This window comes from Serratia sp. ID 25-353 (assembly GCF_054792795.1).
The window spans coordinates 4,235,435-4,256,186 of the sequence record NZ_CM139236.1; the positions used below are offsets into that span (position 1 = coordinate 4,235,435).

Here is a 20,752-nt window from a genome sequence, read left to right on the forward strand (position 1 = left end):
TAGACAACCGGCCAGCACGATCGCCAAATACGCCCTCCTTCACACGATTGTCAAGCGGGCGACAGGAATAATTGCCAACCTACCTTCCTTCTGTTATTTATAGCGGCCTGTTTTTCCCCCGCATTGGGGATTCGATAGTGCGTGTGTATGTAGGAGAAGCAACATGCAAGAAGGGCAAAACCGTAAAACCTCGTCCTTGAGCATTCTCGCCATCGCTGGGGTGGAGCCGTACCAAGAGAAGCCGGGCGAAGAGTACATGAACGACGCCCAGTTGTCGCATTTCAAGCGCATTCTTGAAGCGTGGCGCAACCAGCTCAGGGACGAAGTGGACCGTACTGTATCGCATATGCAAGAAGAGGCAGCCAACTTCCCTGATCCGGCCGACCGTGCTACCCAGGAAGAAGAGTTCAGCCTTGAACTGCGTAACCGTGACCGTGAACGCAAACTGATCAAAAAGATCGAGAAAACGCTGAAGAAAGTGGAAGACGATGATTTCGGCTACTGCGAATCTTGTGGCGTGGAGATCGGCATTCGTCGCCTCGAAGCGCGTCCGACCGCCGATCTGTGCATCGATTGCAAGACGCTGGCTGAGATCCGCGAAAAGCAGATGGCCGGCTAATACCGCTACTCTAAATGATTGGAGCTGCATCAAGGCGGCAAGAATGCGCATCCCGATGAGCTTACTCAAGTAAGTGATTCGGGTAAGCAGGCGCAGCTAACACAGATGCAGTTTCAAGCATAACGAGTATGTTACCGCTGCGGCGTGCGCACCTGCGTGCGCCGCACAGAGAAAAGGGAACCTCTCCCCTCTGATATGCAAGAAAGTCATTATGTGGGGCGCTTTGCCCCATCGCCTTCCGGGGATCTGCATTTCGGTTCGCTGATTGCCGCTCTGGGAAGCTACCTTCAGGCTCGCGCCCAACGCGGGCAGTGGCTGGTTCGCATCGAAGATATCGACCCGCCGCGCGAAGTCCCCGGCGCCGCCGCTCGCATCCTGTCCGCGCTGGAACATTATGGTCTCCACTGGGACGGCCAGGTCATCTATCAATCCCAACGTCACGACGCCTATCGCGCCGCGCTGGATCTGTTGCAGCGCCAGGGGCTCAGCTATTACTGCACCTGCACCCGCAGCCGCATCCAGCACATCGGCGGATTGTACGACGGCCACTGCCGCGATTTGCAGCTCGGCCCGCAGGGCGCCGCCATCCGCTTGCGCCAGACCGCGCCCGTCTACAGGTTCCACGATCGCCTGCAGGGTGAATTGCACGCCGATCCGGCGCTGGCGGGGGAAGACTTTATCATTCGCCGCCGCGACGGGCTGTTCGCCTACAACCTGGCGGTGGTGATCGACGACCATTTTCAGGGCGTGACCGAGATTGTGCGCGGCGCCGACCTGATCGAACCGACGGTGCGCCAAATTGCCCTCTACCGCCAGCTGCAGGCGCCGGTGCCTACCTATGCGCATCTGCCGCTGGCGCTGGGCGCCAACGGCATTAAGCTGTCGAAGCAAAACCATGCGCCGGCGTTGCCCGCAGGCGATCCGCGCCCGGTGCTGATCGCCGCGCTGAAATTTCTGCGCCAACCGCTGCCGGAAAGCTGGCAAGATCTTGACCTGCCATTATTATTGAGCTGGGCGGTCGCACATTGGCGGTTGGAAAACGTGCCGCGTCAGGAGGCTATCCCTCTGGATGAAAACACGCCGGCATTCTCAAAGGAGCCATGGTGAGCTATGATTAGCCGCTATTTTTTGTTAGCTCCATTTTTATCAGTCACTATCGAGGTGTACCATTTTTACCCGAGTAGCCAACTTCTGTCGTAAGGTACTGACCCGCGATGACAAGCTGCCCCGCGACGACGCGGCGGCCGGCGATAAAAACGTAGTCCGCGAAGAGCGTGCCGCGGCGCCAAGCCGCCCTGCGCCGCAGCAGCGCGCCGCCGATAACGGCAGCAACGCCCCTGCCCGCCGCTCAACGCCGCGCAAGCGTCCGCCTTTTCCTCTCGCCGAGAGCAACGACTCGATGACCGTGATCCCGCGCGAACAGCACTCGATTTCCCGCAAAGACATCAGCGAAAATGCGCTGAAAGTGCTTTACCGCCTGAACAAGTCCGGCTACGAGGCCTATCTGGTCGGCGGCGGCGTGCGCGATCTGTTGCTCGGCAAAAAGCCGAAAGACTTCGACATCACCACCAACGCCACGCCGGAGCAAGTGCGCAAGCTGTTCCGCAACTGCCGCCTGGTCGGCCGCCGCTTCCGCTTGGCGCACGTGATGTTTGGGCCGGAGATCATCGAAGTGGCCACTTTCCGCGGCCACCACGAACAGAATCAGGAGTCCGACAAGAACTCGTCCCAGCAGGCGCAAAACGGCATGCTGCTGCGCGACAACATCTTCGGTTCGATCGAGGAAGACGCCCAGCGCCGTGATTTCACCATCAACAGCCTGTACTACGGCGTGGCGGATTTCACCCTGCGCGATTACGTCGGCGGCCTGAACGATCTGAAACAAGGCGTGATCCGCCTGATCGGCGATCCGGAGACCCGCTACCGCGAAGATCCGGTGCGCATGCTGCGCGCGGTGCGCTTCGCCGCCAAGCTGGATATGCGCATCAGTGAAGAGACCGCCGAGCCGATCCCGCGCCTGGCCTCGCTACTGCACGAGATCCCGCCGGCGCGCCTGTTCGAAGAATCCCTCAAGCTGCTGCAGGCGGGTTACGGTTTCCAGACCTACCTGAAGCTGTGCGAATACCAGCTGTTCCAACCGCTGTTCCCGCTGATCGCCCGTAACTTCACGCCGAACCACGATACGCCGATGGAGCGCATTCTGGCGCAGGTGCTGAAGAACACCGATCACCGCCTGCAGAACGACATGCGCGTCAACCCGGCCTTCCTGTTTGCCGCCATGCTGTGGTACCCGCTGCTGGAGCACGCGCAGAAGCTGGCGCAGGAAAGCGGCCTGGCGTACTACGACGCCTTCGCGCTGGCGATGAACGATGTGCTCGACGAGCAGTGCCGCTCGCTGGCCATCCCAAAACGCATCACCACGCTGGTGCGCGATATCTGGCAGTTGCAGCTGCGCCTGTCCCGCCGCCAAGGCAAACGCGCACACAAGCTGATGGAGCACCCGAAATTCCGCGCCGCTTATGATCTGCTGGCGCTGCGTGCGGAAGTGGAAGACAATCAGGAAATGCTGCGTCTGGCCGAGTGGTGGGGCGAGTTCCAGGACGCCACGCCGGCGCGGCAGAAAGCCATGCTGAGCACCCTGGGGGACGATCCGGCACCGCGCCGCGCGCGTCAACGCCGCCCCCGCCGCCGGGCACCGCGTAAAGAAGGGGCATAATGATCCGCGTTTATATCGCGCTGGGCAGTAACCTGGCGCAGCCGCTGCAACAGGTTAAAGCCGCACTGGAGGCGCTGGAGCATCTCCCGCGCACCCGGCTGGTCACCTGTTCTTCGTTTTACCGCACCAAGCCGCTGGGGCCGCAAAACCAGCCGGACTTCCTCAACGCGGTGGTGGCGCTGGATACCCTGCTGCCACCCGAACAGCTGCTCGACCATACCCAGGCGATAGAACGCAATCAGGGGCGCGTGCGCAAGGATGAACGCTGGGGGCCGCGCACGCTCGATCTGGACATCATGCTGTACGGCGACAAGGCGATCCATACCGAGCGCCTGACGGTGCCGCATTACGGCCTGAAAGAGCGCGAATTCATGCTCTACCCGCTGGCGGAAATCGCCCCCGACCTGATTTTCCCCGATGGCGAGCCGCTCGCCAGCTGCCTCAAGCGCGTGCCGAAAAACGGCATGGCGCTGTGGCATCAACCACAGCCCAAGTCCTGACCCGCCTACAGCGCCAGCCGCGCAACGAACCCGCCCGCCGGGCGATTGGCGAAGCCGATCTGTAAACCATGCAAGCCAGCGATACGCTGCACGATAGAGAGCCCCAGCCCGCTGCCGGTTTGCTCCTGCCCCGGCGGGCGATAGAAACGTTCTCCGAGCCGCGCCAGATGCTCCGTGGTGACCCCCGGACCGTCGTCCTCCACCGTCAGCGAGCGTTCGCTCAGCGTCACGGTGACGGCGCCGCCCTGCGGGGTGTAGCGCACCGCATTATCCAGCAGATTGCGCAATAGCAGCGACAGCAGCAAGGTTTCCCCCTGACGCGGCGGCGGCGTTCCCCGATGTTCATAGCGTAGCGTCACGCCCGCCGCATGGGCCTGCCGATCCTGCTCCGCCAGGGTCATCGTCACCAGATCGTTCCAGTCGATCGGCGCCAGTTCGGCCAGATCCGACAGCGAATCCAGCCGCGACAGCGTCAGCAGCTGATCCACCAGCCGGGTGGCGCGATCGATGCCGAGCGTCAGGTTGTCCAGCGCGTGCTCGCGCATCGGCGCATCGTCCCCCGCCAACTGCACCACTTCAGTCTGCACCCGCAGCGCCGCCAGCGGGCTGCGCAACTCGTGCGCGGCATCGGAGGTGAAACGCCGCTCCCGCACCAGCAGAGCGTTGATGCGGGCGAACAGCGCATTGAGCGCATCCACCAGCGGGCGCACCTCGGTCGGCACCTGGTGCGCGTCCAGCGGCGTCGCGTCATCGGGTGCGCGCCGGCGCAAACCGGCCGCCACCGCGCGCAGCGGCCTCAGCTCGCGCCCGACCATCAGCGCGATCAGTAACATCAGCACCGGCAGCGTCGCCAGCCAGGGCACCAGTTGGCCGGTCACCATGCCCAGCGCCATATCGCGCCGGTAATCCCACTCCTGGCCAACCACGATGCGGTAGCGCCCGTCCGGGCTGGTCAACCATACCAGGCGCCAGCTGTCGTCATCGCCTTTGCGCTCGCCGTCGGTAAAACCTTCACGCTCCCCGTCAAACAGGAAGTCGGCGCCGTTCTCGCCGTCGTTGAGCAGCATCTTGCCTTGGCGATCGAAGATAGCGAACGCTAGCGCGTCGTCGTCCTGCTCGCCGCGCTTGCCGTGATGCACCAGCTTCTTGGTTTTCGGTAGGCTGCGCGCGCTTTCATCGGCCAGCAGATCGCCGAGGTTGGCGGTCGCCAGCCGTTTGGCGAACAGCATCTGTTGGGTGTCGAACACTTCGTTGATGGTGTTGCGCGACATCACCCAGGCCACCACGCTGGCGGTGCTCCAGGTCAGCAGCGCCAACAGGCTGAAGATCAGGATCAGGCGCAGCCGCAAGCTGAGACGCTTCACGGCACATCCCCCAGCGTGTAACCCACGCCGTGAATGGTGCGGATGAAGCCGTTACCCAGCTTGCGCCGCAGGTGGTGAATATGTACTTCCACCGCGTTGCTGCTCACCTCGTCATCCCAGTTGTACAGCTTCTCCTGAATCAACGGCCGCGCCAGCACTCGCCCCTTGTTGTGCAGAAACAGCTCCAGCACCGCCAATTCACGCGGCGTCAGCGTCACCGGCTCGCCGTTGCAGCTCACGCTGCGGGTGGCACTGTCGAACACCACGTTGCCGTGCGTCAGCTGCGGCATCAGTTGACCGTGGCGACGGCGGATCAGCGCCTGCAGGCGCGCTGCCACTTCGGCCAGCGCGAACGGCTTGCACAGATAATCGTCGGCGCCGCTTTGCAGCCCACTGACCCGCTGCTCCAGCGCATCGCGGGCGGTGAGGATCAAGACCGGCACGTCCTGCCCGGCCTGGCGCCACTGGCGCAGCAGATCCAGGCCATCGAGGCCCGGCAGGCTGAGATCGAGGATCACCGCGTCGTACGGCGCGCTGTCCAGCGCATTTTTGCCGACGACACCGTCGGTGAACCAGTCCAGATTGAAGCCGAGTTTGGTCAGCCCGGCCTTGATGCCGTCCCCGATCAGTTTGTCATCTTCGATCAGCAAAATTCGCATGAGTATCCCTTTTGAGTCTTGGCGCCATTGCACCACAAGGTTCTTAAGAACCGCTTAAGCATGGCGATCCGCGCTACCCACCCCGATCGGGTTACAGTAGAATGACTGCACTTTTTTGCAGCCTGGGCCTGCGTACGCCGCACGGCCCGTTTCAGGAGACGTTGTGATGAAACCCACCACCGTGACCCACTTGCGCCAGTGGAAACAGGAGCAGCGCAAGTTTGCTACCCTTACCGCCTACGATGCCAGCTTTGCCAAACTGTTTGAAGAGCAAGGCATCAAAGTCCTGTTGGTGGGCGATTCGCTGGGCATGACGCTGCAGGGCCACGACTCCACGCTGCCGGTCACCGTCGCCGACGTGGCCTACCACACTCGCGCCGTGCGCCGCGGCGCGCCGGCCTGCCTGCTGCTGGCCGATCTGCCGTTCATGAGTTACGCCACCCCGGAACAGACCTTCGCCAACGCCGCCGAGCTGATGCGTGCCGGCGCCAACATGGTGAAACTGGAAGGCGGCAGCTGGCTGTGCGACACGGTGAAAATGCTCACCGAGCGCGCGGTGCCGGTGTGCGGCCACCTGGGCCTGACGCCGCAGTCGGTCAACGTGTTCGGCGGCTATAAGGTGCAAGGGCGCGACGAACTGGCCGCCAAACAGCTGCTGCAGGACGCGCAGAATCTGGAACTGGCCGGCATTCAGCTGCTGGTGCTGGAATGCGTGCCGACCGAACTGGCGCGCCAGATCACCGAAGCGCTGTCCATTCCGGTCATCGGCATCGGCGCCGGCAATGGCACCGACGGCCAGATCCTGGTGATGCACGACGCCTTCGGCATCACCGGCGGCCACACGCCGAAGTTCGCCAAGAACTTCCTGGCGCAGAGCGGCGATATCCGCACGGCGGTGCAGCACTACATTCAGGAAGTGGAGCAAGGCCTCTACCCGGCGGCTGAACACTCTTTTAACTAAGCGATGGTTCCAGGAGTCACCCAATGATTATTATCGAAACTCTGCCGATGCTGCGCCAGCAGATCCGCCGCTGGCGCCAGGAAGGCAAACGCATCGCGCTGGTGCCGACCATGGGCAATCTGCACGACGGCCATATGACGCTGGTCGATGAAGCACGTGCCCGCGCCGACGTGGTGGTGGTGAGCATCTTCGTCAACCCGATGCAGTTCGATCGGCCGGACGATCTGGCGCGCTACCCGCGCACGCTGCAGGAAGACAGCGAGAAGCTGACCCGCCGCGGCGTCGATCTGGTGTTCGCGCCGGCCCCGGCCGCGGTTTATCCGCAGGGGCTGGAGCAGCAGACCTACGTCGACGTGCCGGGCATCTCCAGCATCCTGGAAGGCGCAAGCCGGCCGGGCCACTTCCGCGGCGTTTCCACCATCGTCAGCAAGCTGTTCAACCTGGTGCAGCCTGATTTAGCCTGTTTCGGCGAGAAGGATTACCAACAGCTGGCGCTGATCCGCAAAATGGTGGCGGACATGGGTTACGACATCGACATCGTCGGCGTGCCGACCGTGCGCGCCAAAGACGGCCTGGCCCTCAGCTCGCGCAACGGTTACCTGACCGCCGAAGAGCGCAAGGTAGCGCCTCAGCTGAGCAAAATCATGAACACGCTGGCGCAGCAGTTGGCCAATGGCGAACGCCAGGTCGAAGCGCTGCTGGAGCAGACCGCCGAGCAGCTGCGCGCCGCCGGCTTTACGCCGGATGAACTGTTTATTCGCGACGCCGACAGCCTGCAGCCGCTGACGGTGGACAGCCAGCGGGCGGTGGTACTGATGGCCGCCTGGCTGGGCAAGGCGCGTCTTATCGACAACCAACAGGTCGACCTGACGCTCTAAGCCGTTTTTTATACTGTCGTCACCCTGAAGCCCTGACCATTGGTAGACAATAGTGGAGCAATCGGTGACGATAGAAATTGCAGGGATGCAGGAGAGATGTTCAACCCCAGCGCCTGTGAAGGCCGATATTCAGTTAGGTAAAGCTATGATACGTACTATGCTGCAAGGCAAGCTGCATCGCGTCAAAGTCACTCAGGCTGACTTGCACTATGAAGGCTCCTGCGCCATCGACCAGGATTTCCTGGAGGCCGCCGGCATTCTGGAATATGAAGCGATCGATATTTACAACGTGGATAACGGCCAGCGCTTCTCCACCTACGCCATCGCCGCCGAGCGCGGTTCGCGCATCATTTCGGTCAACGGCGCCGCCGCGCGCTGCGCCTGCGTGGGCGACAAACTGATCATCTGCTCCTATGTGCAAATGACCGACGCCGACGCCCGCCAACACCACCCGAAAGTCGCCTATTTCGAAGGTGACAACAACCTGCAACGCAAGGCGAAAGCCGTGCCGGTTCAGGTCGCCTGACAATAAAACGGGCGCCTTGCGCGCCCGTTCTTCCTTACTGTACCACCACCGTGCCCGGCTTGTTGGCTATCCGATCCGCCATGGTCTGAATCGAGTCGGTACGCAGAATATATAGCCGCTTCAGCGTATAGGGGTTATCCCCCGGTTTCACCTTGCCCTGCACCGTGGTCACCGCCAGATGGAAACCAGCGTCCTGCGCCGCCTGGATCGCCCGCTGGTTATAGCCGCCGAACGGGTAGGACACATACAGCACGTGCGGGTTGAACTGCGACAGCGCACGACGCGAGCGCTCAAAATCGAACTCGATATTGTGCAACGAACGGCTCAGCAAAATCGGCTGGCGGTTGCCGTCGGTGCGATGCAGGAAGTGGGTATGCGACTGCACGTCGAACACGTCCTGAATCTGCTTCAGCTCCGAGACGCTCATAAACTGCAGCGAGTCCGGGTTCCATTTCTGCGGGTGGCGTTTGATGCGCGAAGAGATGATGAACGCCGTGGCGCGGAAACCGTAATCCTTCAGCACCGGGTAAGCGTAGCGATAAACCGATTTCAGCCCGTCGTCGAAGGTCAAGACAATCGCCTTGCCCGGCAAATTGATCTGGTTCTTCAGATAGGCTTCCAGCTGATACAGCGAAATGGTGTCGTAGCCCGCCTGCTTCAGATAGGTCATCTGGTTGCTGAACGCCACGTCTGAAGTGGTGGTCGAGGTGTGGCGGAAACGCTTGTTCTCTTCGTTTTTCAGCAGGTGATGGTAAGTCAGCACCGGTATGCCGTTATCCATCTCGCAGTCCAGCTCATTGATGAACCCCAGCCGCTCGCCGATGTTGACCTCGTACCAGGTGTTGTTCAGGCGATCCTTCAGCTTGCCGATGATCGGATAACGCAGGTTGCCTTCCAGCGTGCCCAAGACGTCACTGTCCTTGTCCGCCGCGGTATAAACGTCGATCGTTTTTTGAGTGATCAGATTCTGGTTGGTCAGCGGTTTGTTCAGCTCGCCCAGATCGTCTTGCACCTTGCGCGACTTCTTCAGCTCACGCACGTCGTCTTTATCGATAAAACCGGTGCCGTGACCGAATTTGAATTCGTAGTATTCCGCATCGGCCGGGAACACCTGGATCAGCTGCCCGCGCTTCACTTCCCCTACCGGGATCACGTGTTCGCCCACCAACGCATAGACTTCGCTATCGCGCTGCGCTTCCATGTATTCAGATTTAACCGCGCCGTCTTCCGACAGCAGATTAGCCAGGCTCACAGGGGAAACCAACGACATCAGAATGCCGAGCAACCCAGCCGTTAACGTGTATTGAGACCGCATGATGATGTTCTGCTTACGAGTGCGTAATGACAAAAGTGAAGGAAATGTGGAGCGCCAGCATAGCACGATTTGAACAACGGGGAACTAGCGGTTATCTGAGCAATTCTATTGATTTACGCGCCGCCTGCGCCAAATCAAGGAAAGCGCCCCCGCCGGGAAAACGGGGGGGCGATACGATCAGCTGCGCAGGCCGCGGCCGCGCTCGATCAGGTACCAGGACAGCAGGTAAAACACCGCGATAAACGCCACCAGTACCGCCATGGTGAATGCCAGCGGCACGTCGTTGATGCCGAGGAAACCGTAGCGGAAGCCGCTGATCATATAGACGATCGGATTCAGCTTGGACACCGCCTGCCAGAATGGCGGCAGCAGCGACAGCGAGTAGAACACCCCGCCCAGATAGGTCAGCGGCGTCAGCACGAAGGTCGGGATCAGGCTGATGTCGTCGAAGGTGGTGGCGAACACCGCATTGATCAGCCCTGCCAGCGAGAACAGGATCGCCGTCAGCAGCAGCGTCAGCGCAATCACCCACCAGGCGTGCACCTGCAGCGGCACGAAGAACAGTGAGATGATGGTCACCAGCACGCCGACGCAGATGCCGCGCGCCACGCCGCCGCCGACATAGCCGGCGATCACCACGTGGGTCGGCACCGGCGCCACCAGCAGTTCCTCAATGTTGCGCTGAAACTTGGCGCTGAAGAACGACGAGGCGACGTTGGCGTAAGAGTTGGTGATGACCGACATCATGATAAGGCCGGGCACGATGAACTGCATGTAGCTGAAGCCGTGCATATCGCCAATGCGCGAGCCGATCAGGTTGCCGAAGATGATGAAGTACAGCGTCATGGTGATCACCGGCGGCACCAGGGTCTGGATCCAGATGCGCGCGAACCGGTTCACCTCTTTGGCCCAGATGCTCTGTAAGGCCACCCAATACAAACGCGTCATGCTTTCTCTCCATTGCCGTTAACCAGGGTGACAAACAGCTCTTCCAGGCGGTTCGCCTTATTGCGCATGCTCAGCACCTGCACCCCTTGCGCGCTCAGCTGGGCGAACAGACCGTTCAGCCCTTGCTCGCGCATCACCTCCACTTCCAGCGTCGAGGTATCCGTCAGGCGGCTGTGGTAACCGTCCAGCTTCGGCAGCGGGCTCTTCGCCGCCAGATCGAGGATAAAGGTTTCCGACTTCAGCTTGGCCAGCAGCCCCTTCATCGAGGTGTTTTCCACCAGTTCCCCGTTCTGGATAATGCCGATGTTGCGGCACAGCATCTCCGCCTCTTCCAGATAGTGGGTGGTGAGGATAATGGTGGTGCCCTGGGCATTCAGCTCTTTCAGGAAGCCCCACATCGAGCGACGCAGCTCGATATCCACCCCGGCGGTCGGCTCATCGAGGATCAGCAGCTTCGGCTGATGCATCAACGCGCGGGCGATCATCAGGCGGCGCTTCATGCCGCCGGACAGCATGCGGGCGCGCTCGTTGCGTTTGCCCCACAGATCCAGCTGATTGAGGTATTTTTCGGCGCGCGCCATCGCTTCACGCCGTGTGACGCCGTAGTAACCCGCCTGGTTCACCACGATCTGCAACACGGTCTCAAACGGGTTGAAGTTGAACTCTTGCGGCACCAGGCCGAGCTGGCGCTTGGCGTTGACGATGTCTTTATCGATGTCGTAACCGAACACCCGCACGCTGCCGGCCGTTTTGTTCACCAGCGAGCTGATGATGCCGATGGTGGTGGATTTTCCGGCGCCGTTTGGCCCCAGCAGGGCATAAAAATCCCCCGCTTCGACGCTCAGGTCGATGCCGCGCAGCGCCTTGACGCCACCGGCGTAAGTCTTGGTCAGCTGCGCTAATTCCAGTGCATAATTCATATGTAAAATAGTACCTTATGACGATGAGTATGCCGCCGCGCCCCTGTTTGCGAGGCTTGAAACACTAACGATAATCCTAGCATCGGCGACGTTTTCACTGAGTCGAATCCGTGCGGAAAATGAGGCTGCACCACTGTTCCGATTTCCAAATTGTGACGCTTACCCTATATTACCCCATCGCAATCTGTTCGTTACGGGTCAATCATCTCCATGAAAGAAATCGAAGCGCTTATCGCCAACAACCAGGCCTGGTCGGCCAATATCAGTCAGGAAGACCCGGAATTTTTTGAACGTTTAGCCCAGGCGCAAAAGCCCCGCTTCTTATGGATTGGTTGCTCTGACAGCCGCGTTCCCGCAGAACGCCTGACTGGCCTCGAGCCGGGTGAACTGTTCGTCCATCGCAACGTGGCAAACCTCGTTATCCATACCGATCTTAACTGCCTGTCGGTGGTGCAGTATGCGGTAGATGTGCTGGAAGTCGAACACATCATCATTTGCGGCCACCTGGGCTGCGGCGGCGTGCAGGCGGCGGTGGAAAACCCGGAGCTGGGGTTGATCGACAACTGGCTGCTGCACATTCGCGATCTGTGGTACAAGCACAGCTCGCTGCTGGGCGAGCTGCCGCCGGAGCAGCGTTTCGACATGCTGTGCGAGATCAACGTCATTGAGCAGGTGTACAACCTGGGCCACTCCACCATCATGCAGTCCGCCTGGAAGCGCGGCCAGAAGGTGATGATCCACGGTTGGGTGTACGGCATTCAGGACGGCCGCCTGCGCGATATGGAAGTGCTGGCGACCAGCCGCGAGAGCCTGGAGATGGGCTACCGCAAAGCGATAGCCAAACTGAAGCAGGATAAAGGCGTATAACCCTGCCGCAGGCGCGGCTGGCCGCGCCTCACATCGATTACTCGTCCAGCAGCACCACTTTGCCGACGTACGGCAGGTGACGATAGCGCTGAGCGTAGTCGATGCCATACCCCACCACGAACTCATCCGGGATCGAGAAGCCGACATATTCGACCGGCACCTGCACTTCACGGCGCTCAGGCTTGTCCAGCAAGGTGCAAATCGCCAGCGACTTCGGCCCGCGCAGCGCCAAAATCTCGCGCACTTTGTTCAGCGTGTTGCCGGAATCGATGATGTCTTCCACGATCAGCACGTCTTTGCCGCGAATGTCTTCGTCCAGATCCTTGAGGATCTTCACGTCGCGGGTGGTGGACATGCCGCTGCCGTAGCTGGAGGCGGTCATAAAATCGACTTCGTGCGGCACGTCGATCGCGCGGCAGAGATCGGCCATGAACATGAAGGAGCCGCGCAGCAGCCCGACCAGCACCATGTCGCTGCCGCTGTCGCGGTAATGTTCGGTGATCTGGCGGCCAAGTTCGGCGATACGGGTCTTAACTTCCTGCTCGGAAATCATTACGTCTACAGTGTGTTTCATAGTATTCAGGTCAGTTGCCGGAAGAAAGGCGCAGAGTTTAGCATAGGCCGTTACGACTTGCCTCTCTCCCGGACAGGGGAGTTTTCTTTATTAAGGGTATTCCTGACGAGCGTGCAGGACACTCACTATTTCAATATGTGCAGCCAGCACGCGGTAAACCACAATGTAATTAGGATGAACAACCATTTCTCGAGTCCCGTTCACCCTGCCTGGCCTGAATAGATAAGGATGTTCCGCTAACGGGATAACCGACTATTCAATGCGTTGCAACAAAGCCTCCGCGGCAAGTGGATTTCGCTCAGCGATAAAAGCCAGCAGCGTATATAAACCCGTTTTTGCTTCGTCAGTCCATTTGACGGTTAACATAAGGGTCAGGCCGATTTTCTTTTGGCTTTCGCCTGCTCGATAATGTGACGAGCGCCGGCCATGACTTCGTCATGGGGAATACGGGGGGAGTCGCTATTGATGGAAGATTCCACGGTGCTTCTGAACCAACGATCGTAGCTATCAGCCTGCTCTTGAGTCTCAAACTCAGAAACGATGGGATCCAATTTTGTCGGCATGACGCACTCCTCAACAGCTGATATTTTAATCAGTATAACGGCTTCTTTCATTGAACCAAGCGGTGGCGACGCGAGCGCGCCACCGCCTGAGCACCGGGCCGCGATCAATCGGCGACGGTGAAGCCCATCATCATGCCGGTATCTTCATGTTCCAACAGGTGGCAGTGGGCCATGTACGCATGTTCGCTGCTGGCCGGATGGTCAAAGCGCACCAGCACTTCGCTGCGCCACCCTTCGACGCGCACCGTGTCCTTCCAGCCGCTGCGATGCGCCGCCGGCGGCTTGCCGTTTTCCGACAAGATGCGGAACTGGGTGCCGTGAATGTGGAACGGGTGCAACATCATGTCGCCCTCGCCGGAAATGGTCCACTTTTCATACTGGCCCCGTTTGGCGGCGAACATCGGCTTGGTCATATCGAAGGCCTTGCCGTTGATCATGTTGCCGTGGCTGAAATCGAACGGTTTGGCTTTGCCCTGCGCGTTACCGTGATCCATCCCGGCCATATTGCCATGTTCCATGCCCTTCATGTTGCCATGATCCATGCCCTTCATGTTGCCATGATCCATGCCCTTCATGTTGCCATGGTCCATGCTCTGCATGCCGCCCTTCTCCATGCCTTTCATATCTGCGCCCCCCGTCGCGCCATGATTCATGCTCATGCCGGCCATCGCCTGGTGACCATAGCGGTCCATCAGCGCCTGCATGCCGAGCATATCCAGCTGCGGATCCATCATCAGCTGCAGCCAACGCTCCTGGATACCGGTGGTGGCAGGCAACGTCGGCAGCTTCACCAGGCTGTCCGGCATGGTTTTGATGCCCTGCGCCAGCGACGGCTGAATGCGCAACACCGGCAGCGCTTGATCGAACGGCACCAGCGTCATGCCCATCTGCTTCACCGGCAGCGTCACGATATCGAACGCTTTCCCGTCGGAGGCATCGACCAGCACTTCAAAGCGTTCCCCCATCAGCATCGGCAGCTCGGTCAGTTTCACCGGCTCCGCCAGAAAACCGCCGTCGCTGGCGATGACATACAGCGGGCGGTTGTCACTGGCCGCCAGATTCAGCGAGCGGGCGTTGCAGCCGTTGAGGAAACGCAGACGCAACCAACCGCGCGGCGCCAGATGTTGCGGATACTGCGCGCCGTTGGTGAACATGCGATCGCCAAACCAGCCCACCGCCGCACTCATCACGTCCAGGCGGTATTCGATCTGCGCGTCTTTGCCCAGCCGCTTATCCTGCAGGATCACCGGAATATCATCCTGCCCCCAGGTTTTCGGCAGCGGCAGTTTGGCACTCTCTTCGTCTTCCAGCAGTACCAGCCCCGCCAGCCCCATCATGACCTGGCTGCCGGTTTTACCGTGGGTATGCGGGTGAAACCAGCAGGTGGCCGCCGGTTGATCGACGGTAAAATTCACCGTGCGCGTCGCGCCGGGATGAATCAATGCCTGTGGGCCGCCATCGACGTCGCCGGGAATTTCCAGGCCGTGCCAGTGGACGGTGCTGGCCTCCGCCAGGCTGTTTTTGATATCGACCGTCACCGGCCGGCCGCGCTGCAGCTTCACCGCCGGCCCGAGCAGCGCGCCGTTAAATCCCCAGGTTTTGGTGGCCGCGCCGGGCAACCAGCGGGTTTCCCCCGCCTGCAGCGCCAGCGCAATCTTTCCCTGCGCGTCCGGCGTCAACAGCGGCGGTACCGGCAGTGCCGGCCGATCGGCCGCCCAGGCGGCCCGGCTCCATAATGGCAATGCGCTCGCCGCACCCAGCGCAGCGGTTAATTTAATAAAATCACGGCGTAACATCGCTGACTCCCTTTTCTCAGTGATATAACTCAATGCCGCCAGCCTAAACCTTCCCCCTGGCGGAAGGTCAAGCCTTTCCTGGCGGTATTTTAAGCTATGCATCACAATCAAGAGAGCGCCATTGACGAACGCGAGGCCGCGCCCAGCGGCAATAAAATTTGGTGCCTTTACAGGCAAGTGTGGTAACGTCAGCAGACGACAAACAGGCCTATTTCATGATGAAAAAAACAACGTTATCGATGCTGTTGCTGGCGACGCTGGGCTTCTCCAACGCCAGTCTGGCGCTGAATGAATCCGAGGCGGAAGATCTGGCCGACCTGACGGCGGTATTTATTTATTTGAAAAATGATTGCGGCTACAACGATTTGCCAAATGCGCAAATCAAACGCGCCATCGTCTATTTCGCGCAACAAAACCGCTGGGATTTGAGCAACTACAACAGCTTTAACATGAAGGCGCTGGGCGAAGACAGCTATCGCGATCTCAGCGGTATCGCCATTCCAACGCCTAAGAAGTGCAAATCGCTGGCGCGCGACTCTTTGAGCCTGCTGGCCTACGCCAACTAATTCCGCCCCTCTCCCCCACCCGCCTTTCGCTCTCTCTGTCTGAAATTCAACCGTGCATCGCCAGACAGAGTTAGCTATGATGTTGCGCCGATTTTTCATGGCTGTTATTACGGAGTTTCCCGCACATGACCCAGAAAGAAATTTGGTACGAAACGCTGCATACGGGCTTCGGCCAGTACTTCTCGGTAGAGAAGGTGCTGTACCGCGAGAAGACCGATCATCAGGATCTGGTGATCTTCGAGAACCCGGTGTTGGGGCGCGTGATGGCGCTCGACGGCGTGGTGCAAACCACCGAGCGTGACGAGTTTATCTATCACGAAATGCTGACCCACGTGCCGCTGCTGGCGCACGGCGCGGCGAAGAAAGTGCTGATTATCGGCGGCGGCGACGGCGGCATGCTGCGCGAAGTCAGCCGGCACCCTGGCGTGGAGCAGATCACCATGGTCGAAATCGACGCTGGTGTCGTCGAGTTCTGCCGCCAATACCTGCCCAACCACAGCGCCGGCGCCTATGACGATCCGCGCTTCAAGCTGGTGATCGACGATGGCGTCAACTTCGTGAACCAAACCGACGAAACCTTCGATGTGATCATCTCCGACTGCACCGATCCGATCGGCCCCGGCGAAAGCCTGTTCACCTCGGCGTTTTATGAAGGCTGCGCCCGCTGCCTGAATGAGGGCGGTATTTTCGTCGCGCAAAACGGCGTCTGTTTCCTGCAGCAGGACGAAGCGGTCAATAGCCACGCCAAACTGAGCGGCTATTTTAGCGACGTCAGCTTCTATCAGGCGGCGATCCCGACCTATTACGGCGGCATCATGACCTTTGCCTGGGCGAGCCAGAACCCGGCGCTGCGCCAGCGCGATCTGCCTACCCTGCAACAGCGCTTTAACCAAAGCGGCCTACACTGCCGTTATTACAACCCGGCAATTCACGTCGGCAGCTTTGCCCTGCCGCAATATTTGCTCAATGCCCTGAACGTAACACGTTAAGCGAGAAGATAAAGGAGGTGGCCCAAATTGCATAAGCTAAAACTGCACGGCTTCAACAACCTGACCAAGAGCCTGAGTTTTTGTATTTACGATATTTGTTACGCCAAGACCGCGGACGATCGCGACGGCTATATCGCCTACATAGACGAACAATATAACGCCAACCGGCTGACCGAGATCCTGAGCGAGACCTGCTCAATCATCGGCGCCAATATTCTGAACATCGCGCGTCAGGATTACGAGCCGCAGGGCGCCAGCGTCACCATCCTGGTCAGCGAAGAGCCGATCGATCCGAAAGACGTCGATACGTCGGAACACCCCGGCCCGCTGCCGAACACGGTCGTCGCGCACCTGGACAAGAGCCACATCTGCGTACACACCTACCCGGAAAGCCATCCTGAAGGCGGACTGTGTACCTTCCGCGCCGATATCGAGGTCTCGACCTGCGGCGTCATTTCACCCCTCAAGGCGCTGAACTACTTAATTCACCAGTTGGAATCCGACATCGTCACCATGGACTATCGCGTGCGCGGTTTTACCCGCGACGTGAACGGCGTGAAACATTACATCGATCATGAGATCAATTCGATCCAGAACTTTATGTCGGAAGACATCAAGGCGCTGTACCACATGATGGACGTGAACGTTTACCAGGAAAATATCTTCCATACCAAGATGTTGCTGAAGGATTTCGATCTGAAGCACTACCTGTTCAACGCGGAGCCGGAAGCGCTGAGCGCCGCCGAACGCAAACAGATCACCGATCTGCTATGGAAAGAGATGCAGGAAATCTATTACGGCCGCAATATCCCGCCTCTGTGATGGAAAGGGCGCGGTACGCCGCGCCCTGATGCTCAGTACTTCAGCATGAAAGAACGATAGGCCTTCAACACCAACAGGAAATCCTCAACGCCGCAGAATGAGAGGCTTTCTTCGTCGTAGTAGTTCATCCCCTCTTCCATTTCATCGCCCTCGAACTCCAGCTGATTGGCGCGGATCATCACTTCTTCACCATCCATCAACAGCGTATATTCATGGCCTTCCAGCTGCCATTGACGTTCGCTGCCTTTGACCTCGGCCGCACCGGCTTCGATGCGGTCCAGCAGGTTGAAATCGCCTTTGACTTCTTCGTTGATCCAGTGGCCAATCGCTTCATGCCCCATCGAAAATCTGACGATCACCTGACCGGTGACGTCACGCAGAAATTCGTAATCCATAGCATGCCCTCCTGAGCCCTTTTTCTTAGTGTAAACATAAATTGATTGCTAACTCAGTGAGCGCTCGCAAAGTTGGCAACTGAGCAAAATAAAACGGGAGGCCAAGGCCTCCCGTTAAACAGTTGCGCAATATAGCGGCTTACACGGCGGTCTGGAAGATCACGCCGTCAGCTTTTTCGGTGTACTGCCCCAACTGGTCAAAGTTCAGGTAGCGGTAGGTATCCGCCGCCGTCTTGTCGACCTGCGCCATATAGGTCTGGTACTCGTCCGGCGTCGGCAGGCGGCCCAACAGGGACGCAACCGCAGCCAGTTCGGCAGACGCCAGATAAACGTTGGCACCGGTGCCCAGACGGTTCGGGAAGTTACGGGTCGAGGTGGAGACCACCGTCGCACCGTCCGCCACGCGCGCCTGGTTGCCCATGCACAGCGAGCAGCCCGGGATCTCGATACGCGCGCCGCTCTTGCCGAAGACGCTGTAGTAGCCTTCTTCGGTCAGCTGAGCCGCGTCCATCTTGGTTGGCGGCGCCACCCACAGACGGGTCGGCAGTTGGCCCTTGTGCTGATCCAGCAGCTTGCCGGCCGCGCGGAAGTGGCCGATGTTGGTCATGCAAGAACCGATGAACACTTCATCGATTTTGCTGTTGGCCACGTCGGACAGCAGGCGCGCATCGTCAGGATCGTTCGGCGCGCACAGGATAGGCTCTTTGATCTCGTTCAGATCGATGTCGATCACCGCCGCGTATTCCGCATCCGCATCGCCTTCCAGCAGCTGCGGATCCGCCAGCCATTTTTCCATGCCCTGGATACGGCGCTCCAGCGTACGGCGATCGCCGTAACCTTCGGAGATCATCCACTTCAGCAGCACGATGTTGGAGTTCAAGTACTCTTCGATCGGCGCCTTGTCCAGCTTGATGGTACAACCGGCGGCGGAACGTTCGGCGGACGCATCGGTCAGCTCAAACGCCTGCTCGACCTTCAGGTCCGGCAGACCTTCGATCTCCAGAATGCGGCCGGAGAAAATGTTTTTCTTGCCCTTCTTCTCGACGGTCAGCAGCCTTTGCTGGATCGCGTAGTAAGGGATGGCGTGCACCAGATCGCGCAGGGTGATGCCCGGCTGCATTTTGCCTTTGAAGCGCACCAGCACCGACTCAGGCATATCCAGCGGCATCACGCCGGTCGCGGCGGCAAACGCCACCAGGCCGGAACCGGCCGGGAAGGAAATGCCGATTGGGAAGCGGGTATGGGAATCGCCGCCGGTGCCGACGGTGTCAGGCAGCAGCATGCGGTTCAGCCAGGAGTGGATCACGCCGTCGCCCGGACGCAGCGAGACGCCGCCACGGTTCATGATGAAGTCAGGCAGCGTGTGGTGCGTGGTCACGTCGACCGGTTTCGGGTACGCGGCGGTGTGGCAGAACGACTGCATGACCAGATCGGCGGAGAAGCCGAGGCAGGCCAGGTCTTTCAGCTCATCGCGGGTCATCGGGCCGGTAGTGTCCTGAGAACCGACGGAGGTCATCTTCGGTTCGCAGTACTCGCCAGGGCGAATGCCGGCGACGCCGCAGGCGCGGCCGACCATTTTCTGCGCCAGCGAGAAGCCTTTGCTGCTGGCGGCAACCGGCTTGGCGATACGGAACACCTCGCTGTGCGGCAGACCCAGCGCTTCGCGCGCCTTGGTGGTCAGGCCGCGGCCGATGATCAGCGGGATACGGCCGCCGGCGCGCACTTCATCCAGAAGCACGTCGGTTTTCAGCTCGAAGTTGGCGATCAGCGCGCCGGTTTCGTGGTTGCGCACTTCACCTTTGTACGGGTAAACGTCGATCACGTCGCCCATGTTCAGCTCGGACACGTCCACTTCGATCGGCAAGGCGCCGGCATCTTCCATGGTGTTGAAGAAGATAGGCGCAATCTTGCCGCCCAGCACCACGCCGCCGCCGCGCTTGTTCGGCACGTGCGGGATGTCGTCGCCCATAAACCACAGCACGGAGTTGGTGGCAGATTTACGGGAAGAACCGGTGCCGACCACGTCGCCGACGTAGGCCAGCGGGAAGCCTTTCTTGTTCAACAGCTCGATCTGTTTGATCGGGCCGACGCTGCCTGGCTGATCCGGCACGATGCCTTCACGTTCGTTTTTCAGCATCGCCAGCGCGTGCAGCGGGATGTCCGGACGCGACCAGGCGTCCGGCGCCGGAGAAAGGTCATCGGTGTTGGTTTCGCCGGTGACTTTGAACACGGTGACGGTGATCTTTTCCGCCAGCTCAGGGCGCGACAGATACCATTCGGCATCGGCCCAGGACTGCATGATCTGCTTGGCGTGCGGGTTACCGGCCTTGGCCTTCTCTTCCACGTCGTAGAAGTTGTCGAACATCAGCAGCGTGTGGGACAGCGCTTTGGCGGCGATGGGCGCCAGCGTTTCACTGTCCAGGGCGTCGATCAGCGGGTGAATGTTATAACCGCCCTGCATGGTGCCTAACAGTTCAATGGCTTTCTCGGGGGAAACCAGGGGGGATGTCGCTTCGCCTTTGGCGATGGCCGCCAGGAAACCTGCTTTGACATAGGCGGCTTCGTCGACGCCCGGTGGAACACGGTTAATCAGCAGGTCTAACAGGAATTCTTCTTCGCCTTTTGGCGGATTCTTCAGTAGTTCGACCAGCGCGGCCATTTGGGTGGCGTCTAGCGGCTTAGGGGCGATGCCCTCAGCGGCACGCTCGGCTACGTGCTTACGGTATTCTTCTAGCACGACGTTCTCCTCGCTCTCATTGTCATTTATTGTGCCT

22 protein-coding genes are annotated in these 20,752 nt (G+C 59.8%); 11 read left to right on the plus strand and 11 right to left on the minus strand.

Going from position 1 to position 20,752, the window contains the following annotated elements:
* The first annotated feature begins 163 nt into the window (after positions 1-163).
* From dksA to folK, 4 genes are all read left to right on the plus strand, one after another.
* Entirely contained in the window at positions 164-619 is a 456-nt protein-coding gene (dksA, locus tag ACYF6X_RS20335; protein WP_004937569.1) for an RNA polymerase-binding protein DksA, read from the plus strand.
* 195 nt (positions 620-814) lie between these two features.
* Positions 815-1,726, plus strand: coding sequence for a tRNA glutamyl-Q(34) synthetase GluQRS (gene gluQRS, locus ACYF6X_RS20340; protein ID WP_107227019.1), 912 nt, complete (start codon positions 815-817; stop codon positions 1,724-1,726).
* A 61-nt stretch (positions 1,727-1,787) separates the two neighbouring features.
* Positions 1,788-3,335 carry a polynucleotide adenylyltransferase PcnB gene (pcnB, locus tag ACYF6X_RS20345; protein ID WP_107227020.1) on the plus strand — a complete coding sequence of 516 codons (1,548 nt, stop codon included), beginning with the start codon at positions 1,788-1,790 and terminating at the stop codon, positions 3,333-3,335.
* Entirely contained in the window at positions 3,335-3,835 is a 501-nt protein-coding gene (folK, locus tag ACYF6X_RS20350; RefSeq protein ID WP_130017601.1) for a 2-amino-4-hydroxy-6-hydroxymethyldihydropteridine diphosphokinase, read from the plus strand. The genes pcnB and folK overlap by 1 nt, the downstream gene beginning before the upstream one ends.
* A gap of 5 nt (positions 3,836-3,840) precedes the next feature.
* On the opposite strand, the gene qseC is transcribed toward folK, so the two are convergent.
* Together qseC and qseB are read right to left on the minus strand one after the other, a co-directional pair.
* Positions 3,841-5,199, minus strand: a complete 1,359-nt coding sequence (qseC, locus tag ACYF6X_RS20355; protein ID WP_130017602.1) for a quorum sensing histidine kinase QseC — start codon at positions 5,197-5,199, stop codon at positions 3,841-3,843.
* Positions 5,196-5,858 carry a quorum sensing response regulator transcription factor QseB gene (qseB, locus tag ACYF6X_RS20360; RefSeq protein WP_130017603.1) on the minus strand — a complete coding sequence of 221 codons (663 nt, stop codon included), beginning with the start codon at positions 5,856-5,858 and terminating at the stop codon, positions 5,196-5,198. Before qseB ends, qseC begins: the two co-directional genes overlap by 4 nt.
* A gap of 166 nt (positions 5,859-6,024) precedes the next feature.
* On the opposite strand from qseB, the gene panB reads away from it, so the two are divergent.
* The 3 genes from panB to panD all read left to right on the plus strand — a co-directional run bounded on the left by panB (position 6,025) and on the right by panD (position 8,223).
* Complete coding sequence (gene panB / locus ACYF6X_RS20365) at positions 6,025-6,819, plus strand: 3-methyl-2-oxobutanoate hydroxymethyltransferase (RefSeq protein ID WP_085337143.1); 795 nt, start codon at positions 6,025-6,027, stop codon at positions 6,817-6,819.
* A 23-nt stretch (positions 6,820-6,842) separates the two neighbouring features.
* Positions 6,843-7,697 (plus strand): pantoate--beta-alanine ligase, encoded by an 855-nt coding sequence (panC, locus tag ACYF6X_RS20370; RefSeq protein WP_107227023.1) that lies wholly within the window; start codon positions 6,843-6,845, stop codon positions 7,695-7,697.
* A 145-nt stretch (positions 7,698-7,842) separates the two neighbouring features.
* Positions 7,843-8,223, plus strand: a complete 381-nt coding sequence (gene panD / locus ACYF6X_RS20375; RefSeq protein WP_004937544.1) for an aspartate 1-decarboxylase — start codon at positions 7,843-7,845, stop codon at positions 8,221-8,223.
* 34 nt (positions 8,224-8,257) lie between these two features.
* On the opposite strand, the gene ACYF6X_RS20380 is transcribed toward panD, so the two are convergent.
* From ACYF6X_RS20380 to ACYF6X_RS20390, 3 genes are all read right to left on the minus strand, one after another.
* Positions 8,258-9,538, minus strand: a complete 1,281-nt coding sequence (locus tag ACYF6X_RS20380; RefSeq protein ID WP_107227024.1) for a polysaccharide deacetylase family protein — start codon at positions 9,536-9,538, stop codon at positions 8,258-8,260.
* 177 nt (positions 9,539-9,715) lie between these two features.
* Positions 9,716-10,486: an ABC transporter permease gene (locus ACYF6X_RS20385; protein WP_063988726.1), complete on the minus strand. Its 771-nt coding sequence runs from the start codon at positions 10,484-10,486 to the stop codon at positions 9,716-9,718.
* The gene (locus ACYF6X_RS20390) at positions 10,483-11,406 is read right to left on the minus strand and encodes an ABC transporter ATP-binding protein (protein WP_015379030.1); all 924 of its coding nucleotides are present in this window, start codon (positions 11,404-11,406) and stop codon (positions 10,483-10,485) included. Before ACYF6X_RS20390 ends, ACYF6X_RS20385 begins: the two co-directional genes overlap by 4 nt.
* 210 nt (positions 11,407-11,616) lie before the next feature.
* On the opposite strand from ACYF6X_RS20390, the gene can reads away from it, so the two are divergent.
* Positions 11,617-12,273 carry a carbonate dehydratase gene (gene can, locus ACYF6X_RS20395; RefSeq protein ID WP_063988725.1) on the plus strand — a complete coding sequence of 219 codons (657 nt, stop codon included), beginning with the start codon at positions 11,617-11,619 and terminating at the stop codon, positions 12,271-12,273.
* A 37-nt stretch (positions 12,274-12,310) separates the two neighbouring features.
* Here can and hpt read toward each other — a convergent pair whose 3' ends face one another.
* The 4 genes from hpt to cueO all read right to left on the minus strand — a co-directional run bounded on the left by hpt (position 12,311) and on the right by cueO (position 15,206).
* A complete protein-coding gene (hpt, locus tag ACYF6X_RS20400) occupies positions 12,311-12,847 on the minus strand; it encodes a hypoxanthine phosphoribosyltransferase (protein WP_048234659.1) in 537 nt (178 codons plus the stop codon).
* 90 nt (positions 12,848-12,937) lie between these two features.
* A complete protein-coding gene (locus ACYF6X_RS20405; RefSeq protein ID WP_373562141.1) occupies positions 12,938-13,033 on the minus strand; it encodes a hypothetical protein in 96 nt (31 codons plus the stop codon).
* A gap of 185 nt (positions 13,034-13,218) precedes the next feature.
* Positions 13,219-13,410 (minus strand): type II toxin-antitoxin system RelB family antitoxin, encoded by a 192-nt coding sequence (gene relB, locus ACYF6X_RS20410; RefSeq protein WP_049200097.1) that lies wholly within the window; start codon positions 13,408-13,410, stop codon positions 13,219-13,221.
* Between the two features lie 104 nt (positions 13,411-13,514).
* Positions 13,515-15,206 carry a multicopper oxidase CueO gene (cueO, locus tag ACYF6X_RS20415; protein ID WP_130017604.1) on the minus strand — a complete coding sequence of 564 codons (1,692 nt, stop codon included), beginning with the start codon at positions 15,204-15,206 and terminating at the stop codon, positions 13,515-13,517.
* 218 nt (positions 15,207-15,424) lie between these two features.
* Between cueO and ACYF6X_RS20420 the strand changes: the two genes are divergently transcribed.
* The 3 genes from ACYF6X_RS20420 to speD all read left to right on the plus strand — a co-directional run bounded on the left by ACYF6X_RS20420 (position 15,425) and on the right by speD (position 17,583).
* Positions 15,425-15,772, plus strand: a complete 348-nt coding sequence (locus ACYF6X_RS20420) for a YacC family pilotin-like protein (protein ID WP_063988763.1) — start codon at positions 15,425-15,427, stop codon at positions 15,770-15,772.
* Positions 15,773-15,897: 125 nt separating this feature from the next.
* Positions 15,898-16,761: a polyamine aminopropyltransferase gene (gene speE / locus ACYF6X_RS20425; protein WP_130017605.1), complete on the plus strand. Its 864-nt coding sequence runs from the start codon at positions 15,898-15,900 to the stop codon at positions 16,759-16,761.
* Positions 16,762-16,788: 27 nt separating this feature from the next.
* A complete protein-coding gene (speD, locus tag ACYF6X_RS20430; protein ID WP_063988722.1) occupies positions 16,789-17,583 on the plus strand; it encodes an adenosylmethionine decarboxylase in 795 nt (264 codons plus the stop codon).
* Positions 17,584-17,615: 32 nt separating this feature from the next.
* Here speD and yacL read toward each other — a convergent pair whose 3' ends face one another.
* Both yacL and acnB read right to left on the minus strand, forming a co-directional pair.
* Positions 17,616-17,978 (minus strand): protein YacL, encoded by a 363-nt coding sequence (gene yacL, locus ACYF6X_RS20435; protein ID WP_004937507.1) that lies wholly within the window; start codon positions 17,976-17,978, stop codon positions 17,616-17,618.
* A 139-nt stretch (positions 17,979-18,117) separates the two neighbouring features.
* Complete coding sequence (gene acnB / locus ACYF6X_RS20440) at positions 18,118-20,715, minus strand: bifunctional aconitate hydratase 2/2-methylisocitrate dehydratase (RefSeq protein ID WP_130017606.1); 2,598 nt, start codon at positions 20,713-20,715, stop codon at positions 18,118-18,120.
* Between the last annotated feature and the right edge of the window lie 37 nt (positions 20,716-20,752).